This window comes from Rhodoligotrophos defluvii, assembly GCF_005281615.1.
GTDB lineage: Bacteria > Pseudomonadota > Alphaproteobacteria > Rhizobiales > Im1 > Rhodoligotrophos > Rhodoligotrophos defluvii.
The window spans coordinates 1,082,443-1,105,085 of the sequence record NZ_SZZM01000001.1; the positions used below are offsets into that span (position 1 = coordinate 1,082,443).

A 22,643-nucleotide genomic window follows, 5' to 3' on the forward strand; every position below is an offset into this window, starting at 1 on the left:
AGGGGAAACGCATGGCGCGAAAGAAAATCGCTCTCATCGGCGGCGGAATGATCGGGGGCACCCTCGCCCACCTCTGCGGCCTCAAGCAGCTCGGCGACGTGGTCCTGTTCGACATCGTCGACGGTCTGCCCCAAGGCAAGTCGCTGGATATCGCCCAATCTTCGCCCGTCGAGGGCTTCGATGCCAGATATGTCGGCGTCAATGAATATGGCGGCATAGAGGGCGCGGACGTGGTGATCGTCACCGCCGGCGTGCCGCGCAAGCCCGGCATGAGCCGCGACGACCTGGTGGAAATCAACCTGAAGGTCATGAGCCAGGTCGGCGCCGGCATCAGCAAATATGCACCTGACGCTTTCGTCATCTGCATCACGAACCCGCTGGATGCGATGGTCTGGGCGCTCCAGAAATTCTCAGGATTGCCCACCGCCCGCGTTGTCGGCATGGCCGGCGTGCTCGATAGCGCCCGCTTCCGCTACTTCCTTGCCCAGGAATTCAATGTCTCCGTCGAGGATGTCACCGCCTTCGTGCTCGGCGGCCATGGCGACACCATGGTGCCGCTGGTGCGCTACTCTACCGTGGCGGGCATCCCCATCCCCGATCTCGTCGCCATGAAATGGACCACCCAGCAGCGTGTCGACGAGATCGTGCAGCGCACCCGCGATGGCGGCGCCGAGATCGTCAGCCTCCTGAAAACGGGGTCCGCCTACTACGCGCCGGCGTCCTCCGCCATTGCCATGGCCGAATCCTACCTCTTCGACAAGAAGCGCGTGCTGCCCTGCGCCGCCTACCTCGATGGCGAGTACGGCGTGAAGGGCACCTATGTCGGCGTGCCGGTGGTGATCGGGGCAGGCGGGGTCGAGCGCATCGTCGAGATCGAGCTGAACCGCGACGAGAGGGCAGCCTTCCAGCACTCGGTGCAGGCTGTCGAAAGCCTGATCGCCAAGTCCCGCGAACTGTTCCCTGAACTTGCCTGAGCTGCAACGAGCTCGACCAACAGCGCTCTGGAGACGAGATGAACATCCACGAATATCAGGCCAAGGCCGTGCTCGCGGAATTTGGCGTGCCTGTGCCGAGGGGCTACCCTGCCTTCTCGGCGGATGAAGCGGTCAAGGCCGCCGAGAAGCTCGGTGGCCCCGTCTGGGTGGTGAAGGCGCAGATCCACGCCGGCGGCCGCGGGAAGGCCGGCGGCGTCAAGGTGGTCAAGAGCATTGATGATGTGCGCAAGGAGGCCGAGCGCCTCCTTGGCTCCGTGCTCGTTACCCATCAGACCGGTCCTGAGGGCAAGCAGGTCAACCGGCTCTATATCGAGGAAGGCTCCAGGATCGCCCGCGAGCTCTACCTCTCGGCGCTGATCGACCGCGCCACCTCGCGGATCGCCTTCATCGCCTCCACCGAGGGCGGCATGGATATCGAGGAAGTCGCCCAAAACACGCCCGAGAAGATCCTCACCTTCCATGTGGACCCGGCCGCCGGCTACAGCCCTTATATCGGCCGCAACATCGCCTATGCCCTCAAGGTCGAGGGCGATCAGATCAAGCAATGCGTCAAGCTGATTGGCAAACTCTATGAAGCCTTTGTCGCCAAGGACATGAGCCTGCTCGAGATAAACCCGCTCATCGTCACCGAGGCGGGCGACCTCCTGTGCCTCGATGCCAAGGTGAACTTCGACGACAACGGGCTGTTCCGCCACAAGGACATTGCCGAGTTGCGCGACGAGAGCGAGGAGGACCCGAAGGAGCGCGAGGCCGCCCGCTACGACCTCAACTATGTCGCCCTCGACGGCACTATCGGCTGCATGGTGAACGGCGCCGGCCTCGCCATGGCCACCATGGACATCATCAAGCTCTATGGCGCCGAGCCTGCCAATTTCCTCGATGTGGGCGGCGGCGCCACCACAGAGCGGGTCACCGCAGCCTTCAAGATCATCACCTCCGACCCGAACGTGAAGGGCATCCTGGTCAACATCTTCGGCGGCATCATGAAATGCGATGTCATCGCTCAAGGGGTGGTGACCGCAGTGAAGGAAGTCGGCCTCAAGGTTCCGCTGGTGGTCCGGCTGGAAGGCACCAATGTGGAGCTCGGCAAGCAGATCCTGCGCGACTCCAAGCTCAACGTCATTCCCGCCGACAATCTCGACGACGCTGCCCGCAAGGTCGTCGCCGCCGTGAAGGAGGCCGCATAATGGCCATTCTCGTCGACAAGAACACCAAGGTTATCTGCCAGGGTATCACCGGCAAGAACGGCACCTTCCACACGGAACAGGCGATTGCCTATGGCACGAAGATGGTCGGCGGCGTGACCCCTGGCAAAGGCGGCACCACCCATATCGGACTGCCGATCTTCGATACGGTCGCCGAGGCCAAGGCCGAGACGGGTGCGGACGCCTCCGTCATCTACGTGCCACCGCCCTTCGCAGCCGATGCCATCCTCGAAGCCATCGATGCGGAGATCGAACTCATCGTCTGCATAACCGAGGGCATTCCGGCCCTGGACATGGTGAAGGTGAAACGCGCGCTACAGGGCTCCAAATCGCGCCTCGTGGGCCCGAACTGCCCGGGCGTGATCACCCCGGATGCCTGCAAGATCGGCATCATGCCCGGCCATATCCACCAGCGCGGCTCCGTCGGCATCGTCTCGCGCTCCGGCACGCTCACCTATGAGGCGGTCGCGCAGACCACCGCAGCAGGTCTCGGCCAGTCCACCTGCGTCGGCATCGGCGGCGACCCGGTCAAGGGCCTCGACTTCGTCGACGTGCTCGAGATGTTCCTCGCCGATCCGGAGACCCGGTCGATCATCATGATCGGCGAGATCGGCGGCAGTGCCGAGGAGCAGGCGGCCGACTTCATCCGTCAATCAAAGGTCAAGAAGCCGATGGTAGGGTTCATCGCCGGCGTGACCGCGCCGCCCGGGCGGCGTATGGGCCATGCCGGAGCCATCATCGCCGGGGGCAAGGGGGCGGCGGCAGACAAGATCGAGGCCATGTCCAGCGCAGGCATCGTCGTCTCAAAATCGCCCGCAGCTCTTGGCACGACCTTGGTCGAGGTCCTAAATAGGTAGCGTCCGTAACACGTTGGAAAACGAGTGTTAGCCTCTTCCACCGATCGTGATTTCACCTCGAATGAACCGGGCGGTCCGCGGCGAATAAGCCGCGGGTTGGAGCGATAATGGCCAAAGTTGAACAGAATGACAGGCTGCGGCGGACCTCGTTTCTTTACGGTGGCAATGCCGAATTCATCGAGCAGCTCTATGCCCGCTACAAGGAGAACCCCGGGTCGGTAGACCCGGAGTGGCAATCCTTCTTCAGCGATCTCGCCGATGACAGGCAGGGCGTGATCACGGAGGCGCGCGGAGCCTCCTGGCGCCGACCGGATTGGCCGCCGGTCATGAACGGCGAACTGGTCAGCGCCCTCGACTACGACTGGACGCCGTTCGAAAAGACCATCGCGACCAAGGTCGAAGCCGCGGCCAAAGCACGGGGCGAGGCGATACCCGGCGATGACCTGCGCCGCGCCACCCTCGACTCGATCCGCGCGCTGATGATGATCCGGGCCTACCGGATCCGTGGCCATCTGGCCGCTGATCTCGACCCGCTGCAGCAGCGGGCCAAGGAGAACCATCCGGAGCTTGACCCGGCAACCTACGGCTTCGGTCCCGCCGACATGGACCGGCCCATCTTCATCGACTTCGTGCTTGGCGTGGAAACCGCGACCCTGCGCGAGATCCTCGACATCCTCAGGCGCACCTACTGCTCGACCTTCGGTGTCGAGTTCATGCATATCTCCGACCCCGAGCAGAAGGCCTGGATCCAGGAGCGCATCGAAGGTCCGGACAAGGAGATCTCCTTTACCCCGGAAGGCAAGCGCGCAATCCTGAACAAGCTCATCGAGGCTGAAGGCTTCGAAGGCTTCCTCAACCTGAAATATACGGGCACCAAGCGCTTCGGCCTCGACGGCGGCGAAGCGATGATCCCGGCGCTGGAGCAGATCATCAAGCGCGGCGGCTCGCTCGGCGTGAAGGAGATCGTGCTGGGCATGGCCCACCGCGGTCGCCTCAACGTGCTCGGCAACGTGCTGGAGAAGCCGTTCCGCGCCATTTTCAAGGAGTTCAAGGGCGGCTCGGCCAATCCGGACGACGTGGAAGGCTCCGGCGACGTGAAATACCACCTGGGCTCGTCGTCGGACCGCGAGTTCGACGGCAACAAGGTGCATTTGTCGCTGAGTGCCAACCCGTCGCATCTGGAAAGCGTGGACCCGGTGGTGCTCGGCAAGGCGCGTGCCAAGCAGGACCAGCGCGGCGACCGCGAGCGCACCAGCGTGCTGCCGCTGCTCATCCACGGCGATGCCGCCTTCGCCGGCCAAGGGGTCGTGGCGGAATGCTTTGCTCTGTCCGGGGTGCGCGGGCATCGCGCCGGCGGCTCCGTGCATTTCATCGTGAACAATCAGATCGGCTTCACCACCAACCCGCTGCATGCACGCTCGTCGCCCTACCCCTCCGACGTCGCCAAGATGATCGAGGCGCCGATCTTCCATGTGAACGGCGATGACCCCGAAGCGGTGGTCTATGCGGCGAAGATCGCGGTGGAGTTCCGCCAGCGCTTCCGCAAGCCGGTGGTGGTAGATATGTTCTGCTACCGCCGCCATGGCCACAACGAGGCAGATGAGCCCTCCTTCACCCAGCCGCTGATGTATAAGCGCATCGCGCAGCTGCCTCCCGTGTCGGAGATCTATGCCAGCCGGCTGACCGAGCAGGGCGTCGTCTCGCCGGCCGATGTGGAGGAGATGCGCAAGGCATACCGCCGCAAGCTGGACGAGGAATTCGAATCCTCCGACAGCTACAAGCCCAACAAGGCCGATTGGTTGGATGGCCGCTGGGCGGGCCTCACCCAGCCCAAGGACGAGGGTCCGCGCAAGGGCGTGACCGGTGTGCCCCTGGAAACCCTGCGTGACATCGGCCGCAAGCTCACCGACATTCCCGAGGGCTTCAACGCCCACCGCACCATAAGGCGCATCTTCCAACAGCGCCGCAAGATGATCGAGGAAGGGGTCGGCATCGACTGGGCCACGGCCGAGCAGCTCGCCTACGGCAGTCTGCTCGTGGAAGGCTATCCCGTGCGCCTTTCGGGCCAGGACAGCCAGCGCGGCACCTTCTCCCAACGCCATGCCATCCTGGTCGACCAGGAGACCGAGGAGGCCTACACCCCGCTCAACAATCTCTCCCCGGATCAGGCCCAGGCGGAGATCGTCAATTCCGCCCTCTCGGAAGAGGCGGTGCTCGGCTTCGAATATGGCTACAGCCTGGCCGAGCCGAAGGCGCTGGTCCTGTGGGAAGCCCAGTTCGGCGATTTCGCCAACGGCGCCCAGGTTGTCGTCGACCAGTTCATCTCGTCGGGCGAGCGCAAGTGGCTGCGCATGTCGGGCCTGGTCATGCTGCTGCCCCATGGCTATGAGGGCCAGGGGCCGGAACACTCCTCTGCCCGCCTGGAGCGCTACCTGCAGCTTTGCGCCGAGGACAATATGCAGGTCGCGAACTGCACCACCCCGGCCAATTACTTCCACATCCTCCGGCGCCAGATCCACCGGGATTTCCGCAAGCCGCTCATCGTCATGACGCCGAAGTCGCTGCTGCGGCACAAGCGTGTGGTCTCGCGGCTGGAGGAAATGGGCCCGGACAGCAGCTTCCATCGCATTCTCTACGACGATGCCGAGCTGCTGCCGGACCAGGGCATCAAGCTGGTGGAAGACAAGAAGATCCGCCGGGTGATCCTGTGCAGCGGCAAGGTCTATTACGACCTCTACGAGGAGCGCGAGAAGCGCGGCATCAACGATATCTACCTCCTGCGGCTGGAGCAGCTCTATCCGTTCCCCGCCAAGGCGCTGGTCACCGAGCTCGGCCGGTTCCCGCAGGCGGAAATGGTCTGGTGCCAGGAAGAGCCCTATAACATGGGCGCCTGGACCTTCGTGCAGCCGAACCTGGAATGGGTGCTGCAATACGTGGATGCGGCCTACAAGCGTCCGCGCTATGCCGGGCGCCCGGCCTCGGCGGCAACCGCCACCGGCCTCCTTTCGAAGCACATGAAGGAACTCGAGAATTTCCTCAACGAAGCCCTCGGTGCGGAGACGAGCGTCCGCCAATGACGGACAAGGATTGCTCGGTCGACGCAATGAAACATCTTGGGACGATCAGATATGCCGACTGAAATTCGCGTGCCGAGCCTTGGCGAGTCCGTCACGGAGGCCACCATCTCCCAGTGGTTCAAGAAGGAAGGCGACAGCGTTAACGCCGATGAACCGCTGGTCGAGCTGGAGACGGACAAGGTCACCATCGAGGTGCCCGCGCCGAGCAGCGGGGTTCTATCGGATATCCGGGTTAAGGACGGCGACACCGTGAATGTCGGTGCGGTCCTCGGCGCCATATCCGAGGCGGGCGCTCCGATCGCCAAGGCGCCGGCCAAGGAGAAGGCGGCCGCAAAGCCTGCGGCGGTCGAACGTCCGGAGCAGAAGTCGGACAGTCCCAAGCCGATCATCGGACCCGAGCCGATTATCGAGCGCGGCAAGCCCGAGGCGCCTGTCGCGGCAGCTGAGCTGTCGCCGGCCGTGCGCCGCCTGGTTGCCGAGAATGAGCTTGATCCGGCCGCTATTCGCGGGAGCGGCAAGGACGGCCGGCTGCTCAAGGGTGATGTGCTGAGCTATATCGAGCAGGGCGGACGGCCGGCAGCCGCAAAGGCGCCGCAACCGCAGGAAGCACCCGCGCCCCAGGCGCCGCGCGTTGCGGATGAAGCGCGCGAAGAGCGGGTTCGGATGACCCGGCTGCGCCAAACCATCGCCCGCAGGCTCAAGGAGGCCCAGAACACCGCGGCCATGCTCACCACCTTCAACGAGGTGGACATGACCGAGGTCATGGCCCTCCGCGCGCACTACAAGGACCTGTTCGAGAAGAAGCACGGGGTGAAGCTCGGCTTCATGAGCTTCTTCGTCAAGGCGGTGGTCCATGCCCTGCGCGAGATCCCGGCGGTGAATGCCGAGATCGACGGCGACGACATCGTCTACAAGAACTACTACCACATCGGCGTGGCGGTCGGCACCGACAAGGGCCTGGTGGTGCCAGTGGTGCGCGACGCCGACATGCTGAGCCTGGCCGAGATCGAGAAGGCCATCAACGACTTCGGCAGGCGCGCCCGCGAGGGCCAGCTCAAGATCGAGGAGATGCAGGGCGGCACCTTCACCATCTCCAATGGCGGCATCTACGGCTCGCTGATGTCCACGCCGATCCTGAACGCGCCGCAGTCCGGCATTCTCGGCATGCACAAGATCCAGCAGCGCCCGGTGGTGGTCGACGGCAAGATCGAGGCTCGGCCGATGATGTATCTCGCGCTCTCCTATGATCATCGCATCGTCGATGGCAAGGAGGCGGTGACTTTCCTCGTGCGGGTGAAGGAATCCCTGGAGGCGCCGCAGCGCCTGCTGCTTGATCTTTGAGTTGCCCTGGGTGACATTGGCCGGCAGATTTCGCATAAGATCTTTCGCTAGCAAGACCTGAGGACTTGCCGATGCCGTCCGAAGCCGAAGCGCCTGCTCAAACTCTGGTGCCGCATTTGTCGGTGAAGGGCGGCAATGAGGCGATAGAGTTCTACCAGAAGGCTTTCGGCGCCACTGTCACCACGCGGGTTCCAGCCGAGGACGGCCATCGCGTGCTTTACGCGGCGCTAAGCGTGAACGGTGCCTCCGTTTATCTCTCTGATGAGTTCCCCGAATTCGGTGCTGCGGCCAGTCCCTCTGCATCAACGCTCGGCGGCACCTCGGTGGCCCTTCACCTGCATTTTCCCACGGCCGCGCATGCGGACAGCGCCTTCCAGCGCGCCGTGGACGCGGGCGCGGAGCCGATCATGCCCATGATGGACGCGCAGTGGGGCGACCGCTATGGCCGCCTGCGTGACCCCTTCGGGCATGTCTGGTCTTTTGGCGGCCCGCTTGCGCACTCCTGAACACACACATTTCTCGACAGAAAGAAGGTAAGCGATGGCGGACAGCTTCGACCTCGTGGTGATCGGTACGGGCCCGGGCGGCTATGTCTGCGCCATTCGCGCTGCCCAGCTCGGCATGAAGGTGGCGGTCGTCGAAAAGAACCCCACCTTCGGCGGCACCTGCCTCAACATCGGCTGCATACCCTCCAAGGCGCTGCTGCATGCGAGCGAGGAATTCGAGAAGGCTGCCCACCATCTCTCCGAGCTCGGCATCGACATCGGTGCGCCCAAGCTCGACCTCGCCCGCCTCATGGCCTTCAAGGACGAAGGGGTCGAGGGCAATGTGAAGGGCGTCGAGTTCCTCATGAAGAAGAACAAGATCACGCCGTTCCAAGGGGTTGGGCGCATTCTCGGCGCCGGCAAGGTGGAGGTCGCCGGCGAGAACGGCACTCAGACCATCGACACCAAGGCCATCGTTATCGCCACCGGCTCCGACGTGGCGCGGCTGCCCGGCATCGATATCGACGAGAAGGATATCGTGACCTCCACCGGCGCCTTGAGCCTGGAGAAGGTACCGGAGAAGCTCCTGGTGATCGGTGCCGGCATTATCGGCCTGGAGCTTGGCTCCGTATGGCGCAGGCTCGGCGCGCAGGTGATCGTGGTCGAGTTCCTCGACCGCATCACGCCGGGCATGGATGCCGAGATCGCCAAGAACTTCCAGCGCATTCTCAAGAAGCAGGGCATGGAGTTCCTGCTTTCGACCAAGGTGACCAAGGTCGAAAAACAGGGTCAGGGGCTGAAGGTCACCACCGAGCCCGCCAAGGGCGGCGAGCCCAAGGTGCTGGATGCCGACGTGGTTCTGGTGGCGGTGGGCCGGGTTCCCTACACTGAGGGCCTCGGTCTCGAAGAAGCCGGCATCCGCCGCGACAACAAGGGCCGCGTCGACGTGGATGAGCATTTCCAGACCAGCATGCCCGGCATCTACGCCATTGGCGATGTGATCCGCGGACCCATGCTCGCCCATAAGGGCGAGGACGAGGGCGTCGCCGTTGCCGAGATCATCGCCGGCAAGGCGGGCCACGTGAACTACGACGTGATCCCCAACGTGATCTACACCTCGCCCGAACTGGCCAGCGTCGGCAAGACCGAAGAAGAGCTGAAGGAGGCTGGCGTCGCCTACAAGGTCGGCAAGTTCCCCTTCACCGCCAATGGTCGCGCCAAGGCCAACAAGACCACGGAAGGCTTCGTCAAGTTCCTGGCCGACGCCAAGACCGACCGGGTGCTCGGCTGCCACATCATCGGCGCCAATGCGGGCGAGATGATCCACGAGGTGGCGGTGCTCATGGAGTTCGGCGGTTCGTCGGAGGATCTTGCGCGCACCTGCCATGCACATCCCACCCTGTCGGAGGCCGTCAAGGAAGCAGCGCTCTCCGTCGAGAACCGCGCCATCCACATGTAGCCGGGCGGGCGGCTTATCCACTTCTCGGGATCATGCTCTAAGCGCGCCCGTGCAGCACGATGCGCGAGCCGTCGCTGAACCGCGAGAAGCGGAAGGGCGCGGGGTCGACGATCGGGTTGGCGCCTGTGACCAGATCGGCCATCAGCCAACCCGCCCCGGGCCCGATGCCGAAGCCATGGCCGGAAAAGCCGGTGGCGACGAAGAATCCGGGGATCGCATCGACCGCCGAAATCACCGGAACGGCATCCGGCGTCACATCGATATAGCCGGCCCAGCTGTCGGTGATCTTGGCATCGCGGAACAGGGGAAAGCTGCGCCGCAGGTTGTCCATGGCCTCAGTGAGATCGGCAGACCTCGGGCGCGGATCGTAGATGCGGGTCTTCTCGAACGGGCTGATCTGATCGAGGGCCCAGCGCTTGGGCGTGTTCCATTCCTCGAAGAAGCGCCCGCTCAGCCGCGGCCTGATGGTCTTCCACTCCAGCTGCAAGGTGGGCAGGAACTCCGAGAAAAAGGCAAAGCTATCCGGCACGATTTCCGGGACGATCCGGTCGCCATGGGCAACGGTGTAGCCGCCGTCGGCGCGCTTCCGGTAGGCAAAGCCAGGTCCCCAGGCCGAGGGGGCAGGCCCGTCCACCGGCGTCGTGCGCATGACTGACGACAGAATCTTGAGCTGCGGCAGCCGCACATCCAGCGACCGGCAGAACAGGCTCGACCACGCCCCACCCGCCAGCACCACCTGCGAGCAGGCGATGCTTCCTTTTTCCGTGATCACGCCCGAGACGCGCCCCGCCTGCCGTTCAATGCCGCGCACGGCGCAATTCGTGAAGATTTTGGCCCCGGCCCGGCGTGCGCCGCGCGCGATGGCTGGAGCGGCGATGAACGGCTCGGCCTTGCCGTCGCTGGGTGTATAAAGCGCGCCCTTCCAGCGGGTTACCGACTGCGGCAGCAGTTCGGCAACGCGGTCGCCGTCCACCAGCTGCGAGTCGAGCTGGTAGCTGCGTGCATGCTGCAGCCAGGCCTCGTGCTTGGCCAAGGCCTCGTCCGTCGCGGCGAGATAGAGGATTCCCGTGGTGCGGAACCCCGTCTCCTCGCCCAAGCGGTCGTTCATCTGCCGCCACAGGGCGAGGGATTCGATGATCAGCGGGATCTCGCGCGGGTCGCGGCCCATCTGCCGGCACCAGCCCCAGTTCCGGCTCGACTGCTCGCCGGCGATCCTGCCCTTCTCGCACAGCACCACCGACACATTGCGCTCCGCCAGGAACAGGGCGAGCGAGGTGCCGATGATCCCGCCTCCGATGATCACAACGTCCGCCCGGTCCGGCAGCTTTTCGTCCGAAACCACCTGCGCAACATCAGCAAGCATATGCAAACCCCCTCATGTCGGGCCTATCCATAGGCGGAAAGCAGTGGCTCTGCCTAGAGCATTTTCGAGCGAAGTGGATACCGGTTCGCGTGAAGAAAATGCGACCAAGCAAGAACTTAGAGCGCTTCCGCGATTCGGAGAAAAGTGGAAGCGCTCTAGAGCTTGTTAGGAGCACCGGGGGACCAGCCGGGTGGGGCGAGTTCGAAACCGGAAAACAGGAAACCCGGCGAGACCGTGCAGCTTACCAGCGTCCATGGCCCCAAGCTTTCGGCAGACTGCCAGGCATCCGCCGGCACGATGACCTGCGGCGCCTGGCCCGCCGCAAGATCGGCCCCAAGGGTGTGCCGCACCTCCGAACCGCCTTCCGCCACGCGCAACAGCAGGGGAGCCCCCGCATGGAAATGCCATATCTCCGTAGCGTCGACCCGGTGCCAGGCACTCCTTTCGCCGTCCCGCAACAAGAAATAGATCGCCGTGCCGCTCGGCCGCTCGCCTTCCGCGGCTGGCGCGCGCCAGGTCTCGCGGAAATGCCCGCCTTCCGGATGCGGGGAAAGCTCAAGCCGCGCGATCACCTCCTCGGCGGTAAGGGGCATGGTCAGAACTCGTCCTTGCGCCGGCGGATCTCGGCGAACACCTCGGCATCGGAATGTCCGACCATGCCGAGCCGAGCGCGGATGGCCGGACTGTTCGGCCGCACGAAGGGATTGGTCTCCAGCTCGAGGCCGATCGTCGTTGGCACGGTCGGCTCACCGTTGCTGCGCTTCTGCGTGATCTCTTGCGAGCGCCGCTGCAGCGCCTGGTTCTCCGGCTCGATGGTGAGCGCAAACCGCGCGTTGGCGGCGGTATACTCGTGCCCGCTATAAACCACCGTGTCCTTCGGCAGGGCCATGAGCTTTGAGAGAGACCACCACATCTGCTCCATGGTACCCTCGAACACACGGCCGCAGCCCAAGGGGAACAGCGTGTCTGCCACAAACACCAGTTTCTGGTCGGGAAGGTGATAAGCGATATGTCCCAGGGTATGGCCCGGGGTTTCGATAATATCGACCTTGTGCCCCGCGAAATCGATCTGGTCGCCCTCGCCGAGGCTGATGTCGATGGCCGGTATGCGCGAGGCTTCGCGCCTGGGGCCATAGACCTTGCAACCGAATGTCGCCTTGAGGTCCACAACGCCCGCCGTATGGTCCACGTGATGGTGGGTGCAGAACAGATGGGTGAGCGTCCATCCCCGGCTGGCCAGGGCGTCCATCACCGCCCGGGCATCCGGAGCATCAATTGCCGCCGTGGATTGACTGCCGGGCTCGTGAATCAAAACGCAATAATTATCTTCCAGACAAAGGAACTGATATATCTGCAGGGATGTCATAGATGCTCCTGAACCGTAGAGGACTCGAATAAACGCAACACTGTTCGTGCCCGCTTGCGGGTGACATCTCGAGGAATATTTTCCTATTACACTCTAGTGCTCATGCGCGGCTGCCTCGGTCTTGACGTTGTGTCCTTGCAAAAGCTTGCGCCCGCGGTGGTCAGACATGCCGAGGGGCGCTGGCGATGGGTAAGGGAAGGTTGAGCAGATCGGCCTAAGTATCTTGGAGCACACAACCAATGTCAACTTCAGCAGGCAGATCTTTCATGGTTGATGTTGAAAGACCCGAGGATTATCGGGGTTTGCGCATCTGGTGAATCCGTCTGGGACAACGCTCGATGGATGTGGTCGATCTCAAGGAATTCTATTCGAGCCCGCTGGGTGCCGCCGCGCGGCGTCTGATTGCCCATCGCATCCGCGCTCGCATCCGCGGCATGAACGGCAGCATCGTTCTGGGGCTCGGCTATGCCACGCCCTATCTCGACGTGTGGCGTGACGAGGCAGACCGGGTCATCGGCTTCATGCCGGCGCGGCAGGGCGTGGCCCATTGGCCGGCCAATGGCTTGAGCGCCACCGCCTTGGTCGACGAGGCGGAAATGCCCCTGCCCGACGGTTGTGTGGACCTGGCGTTGGTGGCCCACGGCCTGGAGCTGACGGAACAGCTGCAGGAGACGCTGCGGGAGATCTGGCGCGTGTTGAGCCCTGGCGGCCGCGCCGTGTTCATCGTGCCCAACCGCCGCGGAATGTGGGCGCGCACCGACAGCACGCCCTTCGGCCACGGCCGGCCCTTCTCGCGCTCGCAGCTCACGGATCTGCTTAGAGACGCCATGTTCTCGCCAAGCGGTTGGGCGAGCGCCCTGTTTGTGCCGCCCATTCCGCGCGGGTTCCTGGTGCGCTCCGCAGCGGCGTGGGAGAGGCTCGGATTATGGCTGTGGCCGGCATTTTCCGGCGTTATCATCGTCGAGGCGGTCAAGCAGGTTTACGCCGTGCGCAAGCCAAAACGCGCTCGGCAGTTCGTGCCCAAGCTTGCGCCGGTCACCGTGCCGACGCCGGTAGGAACGAGCCGGTCTGGCAGGCTTCCCTGACGAATCGCGCTGGACCACCTTGCGCCGTCGTTATAGGACGTGAGGTGAAAGCGGCGGACAAGCCGGGGAACAGTGGTGAATGACTGCAATACTTGAGCAGGCGGTGGTGCAAGGCGGGTCCGAGAGCGAGGCGCTGGCGGCAATACGGCGTGAGATCGACCGTATTGACGAGGAGCTGCTCGGGCTGCTCGCAGAGCGGTTTGCGGCCGTGGAAGAGGTGCGCAGGGTCAAGGCCACCGCGGTTACCGGATCGACGCCGATGCGGCCTTCCCGCGAGGCAGAGGTTATCCGGCGGCTGCTCACCCTGCGCAAGGATCCCTTGCCGGCCGATATAGTCGTGGCGATCTGGCGCGAGCTGATGGGCAGCGCCACCCAGCAGCAGCAGAAGACCACCATCCATATTCCCGCCTCGCCGGGAAGCTGCGCCTTTCATGATGTCGTGCGCGGCCATTTCGGGTCGCGGGCGCCCATTGTCAGCCATCCGGATGCAAAGGCGGCGGTCAGGGCGGTATCCGGCGCGCCCGCCGACATCGCCGTCGTGCCGGCCCGAGCGGAAGGCTGGGCCGCCGCCCTGAGCAGTACCCGCGGTGATCTCGGCGTGATTGCCCGCATTCCCGTGATCGGCGGCAGCGGATCCATAGACGGTTTCCTCATCGGCCATGCGCCCTCGACCCCCACCGGCCTCGACGAGACTCTAGTGCTGGTGACAATGGAAGCCGACGCGCCACTCGACCCTGAGCGGCGGGTGGTGCGCGAGTTTTGGCGCGAGCGCAGCACCGAAAGCCAGGGAGGCTGGCTTTGGCTCGCTGTCTTGGAAGGGTGGCGCGAAGAACGCGACGTCATTGCCGCATTGGAGGGTGGGACGAAAAGAGCCCTTGCGGTAAAGGTATTGGGCCGCTATGCGACGCCGGTCCGCTGAGCGCGAATGCGCTTGGAGCGGACCTCTGAACCTCAGGTGAGAAGATGTCACTCCAGGCAGGCGGTCCGCGCCCGCAAGCGGGGATCCTCGATATTGCGCCCTATGTGCCCGGCAAGAGCAAGGCGACCGGCGGCGCCAAGACCTATAAGCTGTCGTCCAACGAAACACCGCTTGGGCCTAGCCCCAAGGCAATTGAGGCCTATCGGGCCTGCGCCGACCAGCTACATCTTTATCCCGATGGCGGCGCGGCGGCATTGCGTGAGGCCATCGCCGCCCACCATGGCCTCAACCCCGACCACATTGTCTGCGGAGCCGGCTCCGACGAGGTGCTGAACCTGCTCGCCCAGGCTTATCTCGGGCCGGGGGACGAGGCGATTTTCACCCGCCATGGCTTTCTGGTCTACGAAATTGCCATTCGGGGCGCCGGCGCTGTTCCGGTGGTTGCGCCCGAGCGCGACCTGACGGCGGATGTGGATGAGATCCTCGCCCGGGTGACAGGGCGGACCAAGGCCGTCTTCATTGCCAACCCCAACAACCCCACCGGCACTTACCTGCCTTTCGACGAGGTCAAGCGCCTGCATGCAAGCCTGCCTGCCGGCTGTCTGCTGGTGATCGATGCGGCTTATGCGGAATATGTCCGCCAGAACGATTATTCGACGGGCCTCGAGCTGGTGGCGACCTCGCAGAACGTGGTTATGACCCGCACTTTCTCCAAGGTCTACGGCCTGGCGGCCTTGCGCCTGGGTTGGGTCTACTGTCCGCCAGCCATCGCCGACGTGCTGAACCGGATCCGGGGACCGTTCAATGTCAGCGTACCGGCCCAGGCTGCGGGAATCGCCGCCCTTGCCGACCGGGCGTATATCGAACGGGCGGTTGCCCACAATGACCAGTGGCGTCCATGGCTTGCCGAAGAATTGATGGCTTTGGGCCTCGAGGTGACACCGAGCGTCGGCAATTTCCTGCTCGTGCACTTTCCGGACCAGCCGGGCAGGCGGGCAGCTGACGCGGACGCGTTTCTGCTGCGCCGAGGCGTGGTGCTGAGGCGGATGGAAGGCTACCACCTGCCGCAGGCTCTGCGCCTCACGGTCGGCACGGAGGAAGCAAATCGCGCCGCCGTAGCGGCCTGCGCCGAATTCCTGAGCCAGCAGCCGTGACCTCCCCGATGTTCGATAAGGTCTGTCTGATCGGCCTCGGCCTCATCGGCTCGTCCTTGGGCCATGCCATGCGGCGCGGCAGCCTTGCCGGCGAGATCGTCGGCTATGCCCGGTCGGCAGCCACCCGTGCCAAGGCGCTGGAGATCGGCTTTGTCGACCGGGTTTGCGACACCGCCGCCGACGCGGCGGCTGGCGCCGATCTGGTAATCCTCTGCGTGCCGGTCGGCGTGTGTGGCGAGCTGGCGGCGGCCATCGCCCCTTCTCTGAAGCCTGGCGCGATCCTGACCGATGTCGGATCGGTGAAAAGCGCGGTGGTGCGCGATGTCACCCCGCATGTCCCGGAGGGTGTCCATTTCATTCCCGGCCACCCGATCGCGGGCACGGAAGAATCGGGGCCGGCCGCCGGCTTTGCCGAGCTCTTCGACCGCCGCTGGTGCGTGCTGACGCCCCTGCCCGGCGCCGACGAGGCCGCCGTCGCCCGGCTCGAGGCATTCTGGCGGGCTTGCGGCAGCGAGGTCGAGCGCATGTCGCCCGAGCACCACGACCTGGTGCTGGCCATCACCAGCCATGTGCCCCATTTGATCGCCTATAATATCGTGGGCACGGCCGATGACCTCGGCACGGTCACCCAGTCCGAGGTGATCAAGTTCTCCGCCGGCGGCTTTCGCGACTTCACCCGTATTGCCGCGTCGGACCCGGTGATGTGGCGCGACGTGTTCCTCAACAACAAGGATGCGGTTCTGGAAATGCTCGGCCGCTTCTCGGAGGACTTGTCCGCCCTGCAGCGGGCTATCCGTTGGGGCGATGGCGACACCTTGCTCAACCTGTTCACGCGCACCCGCGCGATCCGGCGCAGCATCATTGACGCAGGCCAGGATGCCCCCCTGCCGGATTTCGGCCGCCCCCACGGAAAGGGCGACAAGGGCAGAGAGTGACCTGCCCGACAGCCAAGCTGTCCGGAGGGCATGCACGCCCTCTGGTTATGGCTTTGTTGCCAGCCCTGTGAAGCGGTGCTACAGAAATCAATCAAATCATACGGATACTGAACAGAAGCGTCTCTCGGCAAAGGCTGAGCCGTATACGAGTTTCGCGTCACGCTCATGACTGCTGGTCGGCCATCCGGGACTCGGCCCGGCCATCGGCAGGGAGTGGGCCTGTATCTCGGATTAACGATGTCGCACGCGCTGCCGGATAGCCTGCTCCTCCCCGTGGAGACACTCAACCGCGAATTCGATGGCAAGCTGCTGCTCGCGATGCACGCCGTTCAGCGCGGCTATCACCCGGTGATTGGTAGCCGCACCCAGATCCACGACCAGCTCACGCGGTTTCCGCCTTCGATCTATCTTGCCAAGGGCATACGCACCGGCAACGCGACGGTGCTGCGGCTGCTCGAAACCTTCGGACATCTCATCGTCAGCTTGGACGAGGAGGCGCTGATCCGCCCCGACGACGATGCCTTCCTGATGATGCTCGATGATGCGACGTTCAATCGGGCCCGCTTGCTTTATGCCTGGGGCGACAGCAATGCCGAGCTCTGGCGCCGCTTCTCCGGCTATCGTGGGACCCCGATCGAGACCGTAGGCAACCCGCGGGTCGATATGCTCCGGCCCGAGCTGCGTGGCTATTTCGATGATGACGTTGCAAGGCTACGCGAGCGTTTCGGGCATTTCGTCCTGTTCAGCAGCAACTTCAGCCTGGTGAACCACTATATCCCGAACCACGTTCGCATGCGTTTCGCCCGGGGCGTCGATCGCGAGGAGGCGACAAGCTACCGCGAAAAAATGCTGGCCCATAAGCGGCGCCTGTTCGAGGATCTTCAGGCTCTCTTGCCGAGACTGGCCGACGCGATCTATCCGAACACCCTGGTCATCCGCCCGCATCCCTCCGAGAGCCACGAGGTCTGGCGGCGCGTCGCGGCGGGCCATGGCAACATCCGCGTGGTGCACGAGGGGCCGATCGTGCCCTGGCTGGTTGCCGCCTCCGCCCTGCTGCACAGCGGCTGCACCAGCGGGGTTGAAGCGGTCGTGCTCGGTACCCCCGCCTTCGCTTATCGGCCGGACGGCACCGAGGCGGGAGAGGCCATATTACCCAATTCCGTAAGCTTTGCCTGCCGCACTCCTGATGAGGTGATCGATGGCATCCGGTCGATTTTCGCGGAAAATGGCAGCGCAGGGCTCATGAACGAGGCGCAGCGGCATGTGCTTCGGCAGCATATCGCCTCTCTGGACGGCGCGCTCAGCTGCGAGCGCATCCTCCACAGCCTCGAAGTTCACGGCCCTCACCTCGCCGGACCATCGGAACTTTCCGCTGGCCGACGGGCTCGCGCACACCTGAGCTTCTACAAGCGCCGCCTGGCGCGCGCCGTCCGCACACGGCAGGCCAACAACAAGAGCAGTCGCCGCTATACGGCCCACAAGTTTCCGGGTATTAGCGAGGCCGAGGTCAACACCCGTATTGAACGCTTCAGTCGGACAATGCCTCACCTGCCGGCGGTGCGCGCACGCGTGATCGCCCGGGATATCTTCGTCATCGAACCGAGCAGGACCTGTTGAAGCCTAAGCTCAATTTCCATCACAGAACGAGCCGGCCGGATGTATAGCATCAGAATCATAGGCGCCGGCTCGATCGGCAATCATCTGGCCCACGCGGCGCGAAGCCGTGGCTGGCGCGTGGCGCTGACCGATATCGATCCCGCGGCGCTGGCGCGGGCGCGCGACAGCATCTATCCCCAGCGCTACGGCGCATTCGACCCCGAGATCGAGCTCAAGGACAGCCGCGCCGCCATGGCCGACCCGGCTGACGTCGTGTTCATCGGCACCCCGCCGGACACGCATATCGCGCTCGCCAAGGCCACCCTCGAGCAAGCCCAGACGAAAGCAGTCGTCGTGGAGAAGCCGGTCTGCGGGCCCGATCTGGCCGGCTGCCAGGAACTGCTCGACCTCGGCCGCAGCAAGGGCGTGTTCCTCGGCGTCGGCTATAATCATTGCCTCGGCCGGAACACGATCGAGGCTGAAAACGTCCTGCGCAAGGGCACCATCGGTCCGGTCTCCACCATGTCAGCCTATATCCGGGAGCATTGGGCCGGCATCTTCGGCGCCCACCCGTGGCTCGCCGGGCCCTGGGATTCCTATCTCGGCTTCTCCAGCCGCGGCGGCGGCGCGACAGGCGAGCACTCTCACGGCCTCAACATCTGGCAGCATTTCGCCCATGTGGTCGGCGCCGGTCGTGTGGTGGAGGTGGCCGCGCGCCTCGACATGGTCGAGCAGAACGGCTGCACCTATGACCAGTTGTGCTTTGCCACCCTCAAGACCGAGCAAGGACTGTTGGGCGACGTCATTCAGGACGTGGTGACCCAGCCACCGGAAAAGCGCGTGCGCATCCAGGGCGCCGATGGCTTCGTCGACTGGCGCGTCGGCTATCGCCCCGGCGCTGATGCCGTGATCTTCGCCCATGGTGGAGAGGGTCCCCAGGAGCTGATCATAGAAAAGACGCGTCCTGACGACTTCAAGGCGGAAGTTGCGCATTTCGAGCAGGTCCTGGATGGCAAGGTCGATGCTTCGCCCATCGCGCTCGAACGGGGTCTCGACACGATGCTGGTGATTGCGGCCATCTTCAAATCGCATGCAACGGGCCAAGTGGTGCGCATCGATCCCGCGCGCGGCTACACTCTCGACGCATTGCGATGATTGCGAGCTCCAGGATGCGTGCACAGGTCAAGTTCGACGAATTGTTCATCTACGATCTCGCCAATAACCATCAAGGCGACATGGAGCACGCGCGCAACATCATCCGGGCAGTGGGTGCCGTCACCCGCAAGGCGGGCGTGCGCGCGGCCTTGAAATTCCAGTTCCGCCAGCTCGACACCTTCATCCATCCCGATTTCAAGAACCGCACGGATCTCAAGTTCATCAAGCGCTTCGACGAGACGCGCCTGCCGATGTCGGCCTTCACCGAGCTGGCGGAGCTGGTACGGGCCGAGGGCATGCTGACCATGAGCACGCCCTTCGACGAGGAGTCCGTCGATATCATCGCCGATATGGGCCTCGACATCATCAAGATCGCCAGCTGCTCGGCGGACGACCGGCCGCTGCTGGAGAAGGTGGCGGCCGCGCGTATGCCGGTGGTGGCCTCCACCGCCGGGCTGCGCATCGAGGAGGTCGACTGGCTGGTCAATTTCCTCGAAAGCGAGCAGCTGAAATTCGCGCTCATGCACTGCGTCGCGCTTTATCCGACGCCTGACGACAAGCTGCAGCTGAACCAGATCGGCGCCTTCGTGAAGCGCTATCCCGCCGTGCCCATCGGCTGGTCGACACATGAGAACCAGGACAATGTAGCCGCCATCCAGATCGCTTATGCCAAGGGCGCGCGCCTGTTCGAGCGGCATGTCGGTCTGAACACTGACAAGTACAAGCTGAACGATTATTCCTCCACGCCCGAGCAACTCGAGCGCTGGCTTGCCGCCTACCATGCCGCGCGTGCCATGCTCGGCGGGAACGAGCGCCCGCCCTCCTCTCTTCAGGAGCGTAAGACCCTGCTCGACCTCAAGCGCGGCGTGTTCGTCCGGCGAGACGTCCGCAAGGGCGAGGCTTTGACCCGGGACGATGTCTTCTTCGCCATGCCGGTGCAGGAAGGACAGCTTGTGAGCGGCCATTTCCGCGAAGGTCTCACCGCCGACCGGCACTATGCCGTGAACGAGGCACTGTGCGCCGATCTGGCCGATCAGGACCTGAAGGATGACCACCTGATCTACCAGATCATGCTTCAGATTCGCGCCATGCTGAACAAGGCGGGCATCCATATCAACGAGGATGCCTCTATCGAAATTTCCCATCACTACGGGCTGCGGCGATTCCGTGAGTATGGCGCGGTCATCATCACCTGCGTGAACCGCACCTATGCCAAGAAGCTGGTCGTGCAGCTGCCCAGACAGAAGCATCCCTACCATTTTCATAAGCAGAAGGAAGAAACGTTCCAGCTGCTCGACGGCGACCTGGAAGTGGTCAAGGAGGGCTTCCGCTTCACCATGCGCCCGGGCGACACCCTGCTGGTCGAGCCGAACACCTGGCACAAGTTCCACACCCTCGACGGTGCCATCTTCGAGGAAGTGTCGACCACCCACGTGAACAATGACAGCTTCTATGAGGATCCGCTCATCGCCCGCCTCGACCGGGCGCAGCGGAAGACCCAAGTCGACAACTGGCTGACATACTTCCGAGCCCGGCATGCGCTTTGATGTGGTGGTGTTCGATTTCGACGGGACCCTGGTCAGCTCGGCCGCGCTGAAGAAACAGGCCTTTTACGCGATCTTTCCCCCGGACCAGGGCTTTGCGGACATCGTCTCGCAGGTCTTGAGCGAGGATCCCGACGGGTCCCGCTTGCGCGTCATTCCCGAAATGTGCCGGCGGATGGCCACGGCCGGCCTTCGACTGCCGGCCGGCAGCACCCCGGAAGCCCTGATCGGCCGGTATGGCGAAGTCGTACTTGCTGGCGTGGCAGAGTGCCCGGAGATGGTCGGCGCGACCGATCTTCTCCGCAGTCTCACCAGCGCGGTCCCGGTCTATGTCGCCTCGAACACGCCCGATACGCCACTGCGGCAACTGCTGGAGCGGCGTGGGTGGGCACGGTACCTTTCCGGCAGCTTCGGCTATCCCCACAGCAAGGCGGACACTCTGCGCCATGCGATCGCACGCCACAACACGGCGCCCGAGCGCGTCGTCATCGTCGGCGACGGCATAAGTGATGCCGACGCCGCCCGCCAGGTCGGGTGCGCTCATTTCGCGGTGGAGGGAGCGGAGGCGTTGCTGAACTTCAGGAACATGCTGCAGTCATGATCGACGGTCGTCGCATCCTGGTGGTGGTGCCTGCGCGCGGCGGCAGCCAGGGCATCAAGCTCAAGAACCTCCGCGAGGTCGGCGGCATGCCGCTCGTGGCCCGCGTGGGGCACGTGGTGCGGGAGCTGCCCTTCGTCGACCGGGCCGTGGTCTCCACCGATCACGAGCAGATCGCCGAGGTGGCCATGCAGTCGGGCCTTGCCGCACCGTTCCGGCGGCCGGAAGCACTGTCGGGCCCGCGCATTGGTGATCTCGACGTGCTCACCCACGCGCTCGCCGAAATGGAGCGCCTCGACGGCTGTGTTTACGACGTGACCGTCATGCTGCAGCCCACCTCGCCAACCCGCACGCCCGCCCAGGTCGAGCGCGCCATCCGCAAGCTGATCGAGGAGGATCTCGATGCGGTTTGGACGGTGAGCGAGACCGACAGCAAGGCTCATCCCTTGAAGCAGCTGACCATCGATCCACAGGGGACGCTGAGCCTCTACGACCAGGCCGGCGCGCGCATCATCGCCCGCCAGCAGCTGCAGCCGGTCTATCACCGCAACGGCATAGCCTATGTCTTCACCCGGCAAGCCCTGATGCAGGCCCGAACCATTCTACCCGCACGCACGGGCGCAGTCCTCATTGAGGAACCGGTCGCCAATATCGATACCGAGCTTGATCTCGCCTGGGCCAATTTCCTGCTGACCTCCGGCACTTTAGAGTCGAATTGATCGCGAAATCGCACTAAAGAAAGGACAATGATCCGCCATAATCGATGGCATTGCCGTGATCCTGTCACACAAACATCGATTCATATTCCTCAAGACGCGCAAGACGGCGAGCACCAGCACCGAGCTCGTGCTGTTTCCCCACTGCGGCGAAGATGACATCATCACGCCGCTGACACCGACCGACTTGACCCGCAAGGTCGGCCATCGCGCCCGCAACCATCTCCGCAAGATATTCTTTTTGGATCCGCGCCCGGCCATCCATCGGATCCATGCGCTGGAAGGGTGGAAGTGGATCGACTTCCACGATCACATCAAGGCGGCCGATATCCGGGACTATGTCGGCGAGAAGGTTTGGCGCAGCTATTACAAGTTTGCCTTCGACCGCAACGTCTATGACCGCCAGGTCTCCTGGTATCACTACCGCACCAAATCACCGAAGAGCGCCCGTCGCTGGCCCGACTTCGAGACGTTCCTGGCGCGATCGCCGCGGGCGCGGGTCGACAATTACGAGATCTACACGATCGGCGGCAAACTCGCGGTCGACTTCATCGGGCACTATGAGAACCTGGATGAGGACCTGCGCACGGTGATGCGCGCTATCGGCCTGCCTGCGCCGGGCGAGTTGCCCTTTGCCAAACGGGGGGTACGGCCCGAAAGCTCGCGGGCTTACCGCTCCTATTATACGGAACGCACCCGCGCCTGGGTCGAAAGCTGGTACCAAGGCGAGCTCGCGCTGTTCGGACACGAGTTTTAAACTCATTGGCCATAGCCGGCTTGCCCCGAGATTCCG

Annotated in this window: 20 protein-coding genes; 17 read left to right on the plus strand and 3 right to left on the minus strand. The window is 64.0% G+C overall.

Translation table 11 applies throughout. The annotated features are described in order from the left end of the window. Positions 1-11 precede the first annotated feature (11 nt). From mdh to lpdA, 7 genes are all read left to right on the plus strand, one after another. A complete protein-coding gene (mdh, locus tag E4P09_RS05205) occupies positions 12-974 on the plus strand; it encodes a malate dehydrogenase (RefSeq protein ID WP_137388475.1) in 963 nt (320 codons plus the stop codon). Between the two features lie 38 nt (positions 975-1,012). After that, positions 1,013-2,182, plus strand: coding sequence for an ADP-forming succinate--CoA ligase subunit beta (gene sucC / locus E4P09_RS05210; protein ID WP_137388476.1), 1,170 nt, complete (start codon positions 1,013-1,015; stop codon positions 2,180-2,182). Further along, positions 2,182-3,057 carry a succinate--CoA ligase subunit alpha gene (gene sucD / locus E4P09_RS05215; RefSeq protein ID WP_137388477.1) on the plus strand — a complete coding sequence of 292 codons (876 nt, stop codon included), beginning with the start codon at positions 2,182-2,184 and terminating at the stop codon, positions 3,055-3,057. Before sucC ends, sucD begins: the two co-directional genes overlap by 1 nt. A 107-nt stretch (positions 3,058-3,164) precedes the next feature. Continuing rightward, a complete protein-coding gene (locus E4P09_RS05220) occupies positions 3,165-6,134 on the plus strand; it encodes a 2-oxoglutarate dehydrogenase E1 component (RefSeq protein ID WP_137388478.1) in 2,970 nt (989 codons plus the stop codon). A gap of 51 nt (positions 6,135-6,185) precedes the next feature. Then, complete coding sequence (gene odhB / locus E4P09_RS05225) at positions 6,186-7,475, plus strand: 2-oxoglutarate dehydrogenase complex dihydrolipoyllysine-residue succinyltransferase (RefSeq protein WP_137388479.1); 1,290 nt, start codon at positions 6,186-6,188, stop codon at positions 7,473-7,475. A gap of 71 nt (positions 7,476-7,546) precedes the next feature. Next, positions 7,547-7,981, plus strand: a complete 435-nt coding sequence (locus E4P09_RS05230) for a VOC family protein (RefSeq protein WP_137388480.1) — start codon at positions 7,547-7,549, stop codon at positions 7,979-7,981. Positions 7,982-8,015: 34 nt separating this feature from the next. After that, positions 8,016-9,419, plus strand: a complete 1,404-nt coding sequence (gene lpdA / locus E4P09_RS05235; RefSeq protein ID WP_137388481.1) for a dihydrolipoyl dehydrogenase — start codon at positions 8,016-8,018, stop codon at positions 9,417-9,419. A gap of 37 nt (positions 9,420-9,456) precedes the next feature. Here the strand turns inward: lpdA and E4P09_RS05240 are convergent, their stop codons facing one another. The 3 genes from E4P09_RS05240 to gloB all read right to left on the minus strand — a co-directional run bounded on the left by E4P09_RS05240 (position 9,457) and on the right by gloB (position 12,148). After that, positions 9,457-10,782 carry an NAD(P)/FAD-dependent oxidoreductase gene (locus E4P09_RS05240; RefSeq protein WP_137388482.1) on the minus strand — a complete coding sequence of 442 codons (1,326 nt, stop codon included), beginning with the start codon at positions 10,780-10,782 and terminating at the stop codon, positions 9,457-9,459. Between the two features lie 155 nt (positions 10,783-10,937). Further along, complete coding sequence (locus tag E4P09_RS05245; RefSeq protein WP_137388483.1) at positions 10,938-11,375, minus strand: cupin domain-containing protein; 438 nt, start codon at positions 11,373-11,375, stop codon at positions 10,938-10,940. A gap of 2 nt (positions 11,376-11,377) precedes the next feature. After that, positions 11,378-12,148 (minus strand): hydroxyacylglutathione hydrolase, encoded by a 771-nt coding sequence (gene gloB, locus E4P09_RS05250; RefSeq protein ID WP_137388484.1) that lies wholly within the window; start codon positions 12,146-12,148, stop codon positions 11,378-11,380. A gap of 338 nt (positions 12,149-12,486) precedes the next feature. Here gloB and E4P09_RS05255 point away from each other — a divergent pair, with 338 nt between their 5' ends. From E4P09_RS05255 to E4P09_RS05300, 10 genes are all read left to right on the plus strand, one after another. Further along, on the plus strand, positions 12,487-13,233 hold the full coding sequence (locus tag E4P09_RS05255; RefSeq protein WP_137388485.1) for a class I SAM-dependent methyltransferase: 747 nt from the start codon (positions 12,487-12,489) through the stop codon (positions 13,231-13,233). Positions 13,234-13,312: 79 nt separating this feature from the next. Further along, positions 13,313-14,152, plus strand: coding sequence for a chorismate mutase (locus E4P09_RS05260; protein ID WP_137388486.1), 840 nt, complete (start codon positions 13,313-13,315; stop codon positions 14,150-14,152). 44 nt (positions 14,153-14,196) lie between these two features. Further along, entirely contained in the window at positions 14,197-15,306 is a 1,110-nt protein-coding gene (gene hisC, locus E4P09_RS05265) for a histidinol-phosphate transaminase (RefSeq protein WP_137388487.1), read from the plus strand. An 8-nt stretch (positions 15,307-15,314) separates the two neighbouring features. Beyond that, positions 15,315-16,241, plus strand: coding sequence for a prephenate/arogenate dehydrogenase family protein (locus E4P09_RS05270; RefSeq protein ID WP_137389249.1), 927 nt, complete (start codon positions 15,315-15,317; stop codon positions 16,239-16,241). A 237-nt stretch (positions 16,242-16,478) separates the two neighbouring features. Next, positions 16,479-17,858, plus strand: a complete 1,380-nt coding sequence (locus E4P09_RS05275; RefSeq protein ID WP_170984237.1) for a surface carbohydrate biosynthesis protein — start codon at positions 16,479-16,481, stop codon at positions 17,856-17,858. 39 nt (positions 17,859-17,897) lie between these two features. Continuing rightward, on the plus strand, positions 17,898-18,992 hold the full coding sequence (locus E4P09_RS05280) for a Gfo/Idh/MocA family protein (protein ID WP_137388489.1): 1,095 nt from the start codon (positions 17,898-17,900) through the stop codon (positions 18,990-18,992). Positions 18,993-19,006: 14 nt separating this feature from the next. Then, complete coding sequence (locus E4P09_RS05285) at positions 19,007-20,539, plus strand: N-acetylneuraminate synthase family protein (RefSeq protein WP_170984238.1); 1,533 nt, start codon at positions 19,007-19,009, stop codon at positions 20,537-20,539. Next, a complete protein-coding gene (locus E4P09_RS05290; protein ID WP_137388491.1) occupies positions 20,529-21,137 on the plus strand; it encodes an HAD family hydrolase in 609 nt (202 codons plus the stop codon). The genes E4P09_RS05285 and E4P09_RS05290 overlap by 11 nt, the downstream gene beginning before the upstream one ends. Beyond that, positions 21,134-21,853, plus strand: a complete 720-nt coding sequence (locus E4P09_RS05295) for an acylneuraminate cytidylyltransferase family protein (RefSeq protein WP_137388492.1) — start codon at positions 21,134-21,136, stop codon at positions 21,851-21,853. Before E4P09_RS05290 ends, E4P09_RS05295 begins: the two co-directional genes overlap by 4 nt. A 55-nt stretch (positions 21,854-21,908) precedes the next feature. After that, positions 21,909-22,607 (plus strand): sulfotransferase family 2 domain-containing protein, encoded by a 699-nt coding sequence (locus tag E4P09_RS05300; protein WP_170984239.1) that lies wholly within the window; start codon positions 21,909-21,911, stop codon positions 22,605-22,607. The last annotated feature ends 36 nt before the right edge of the window (positions 22,608-22,643 follow it).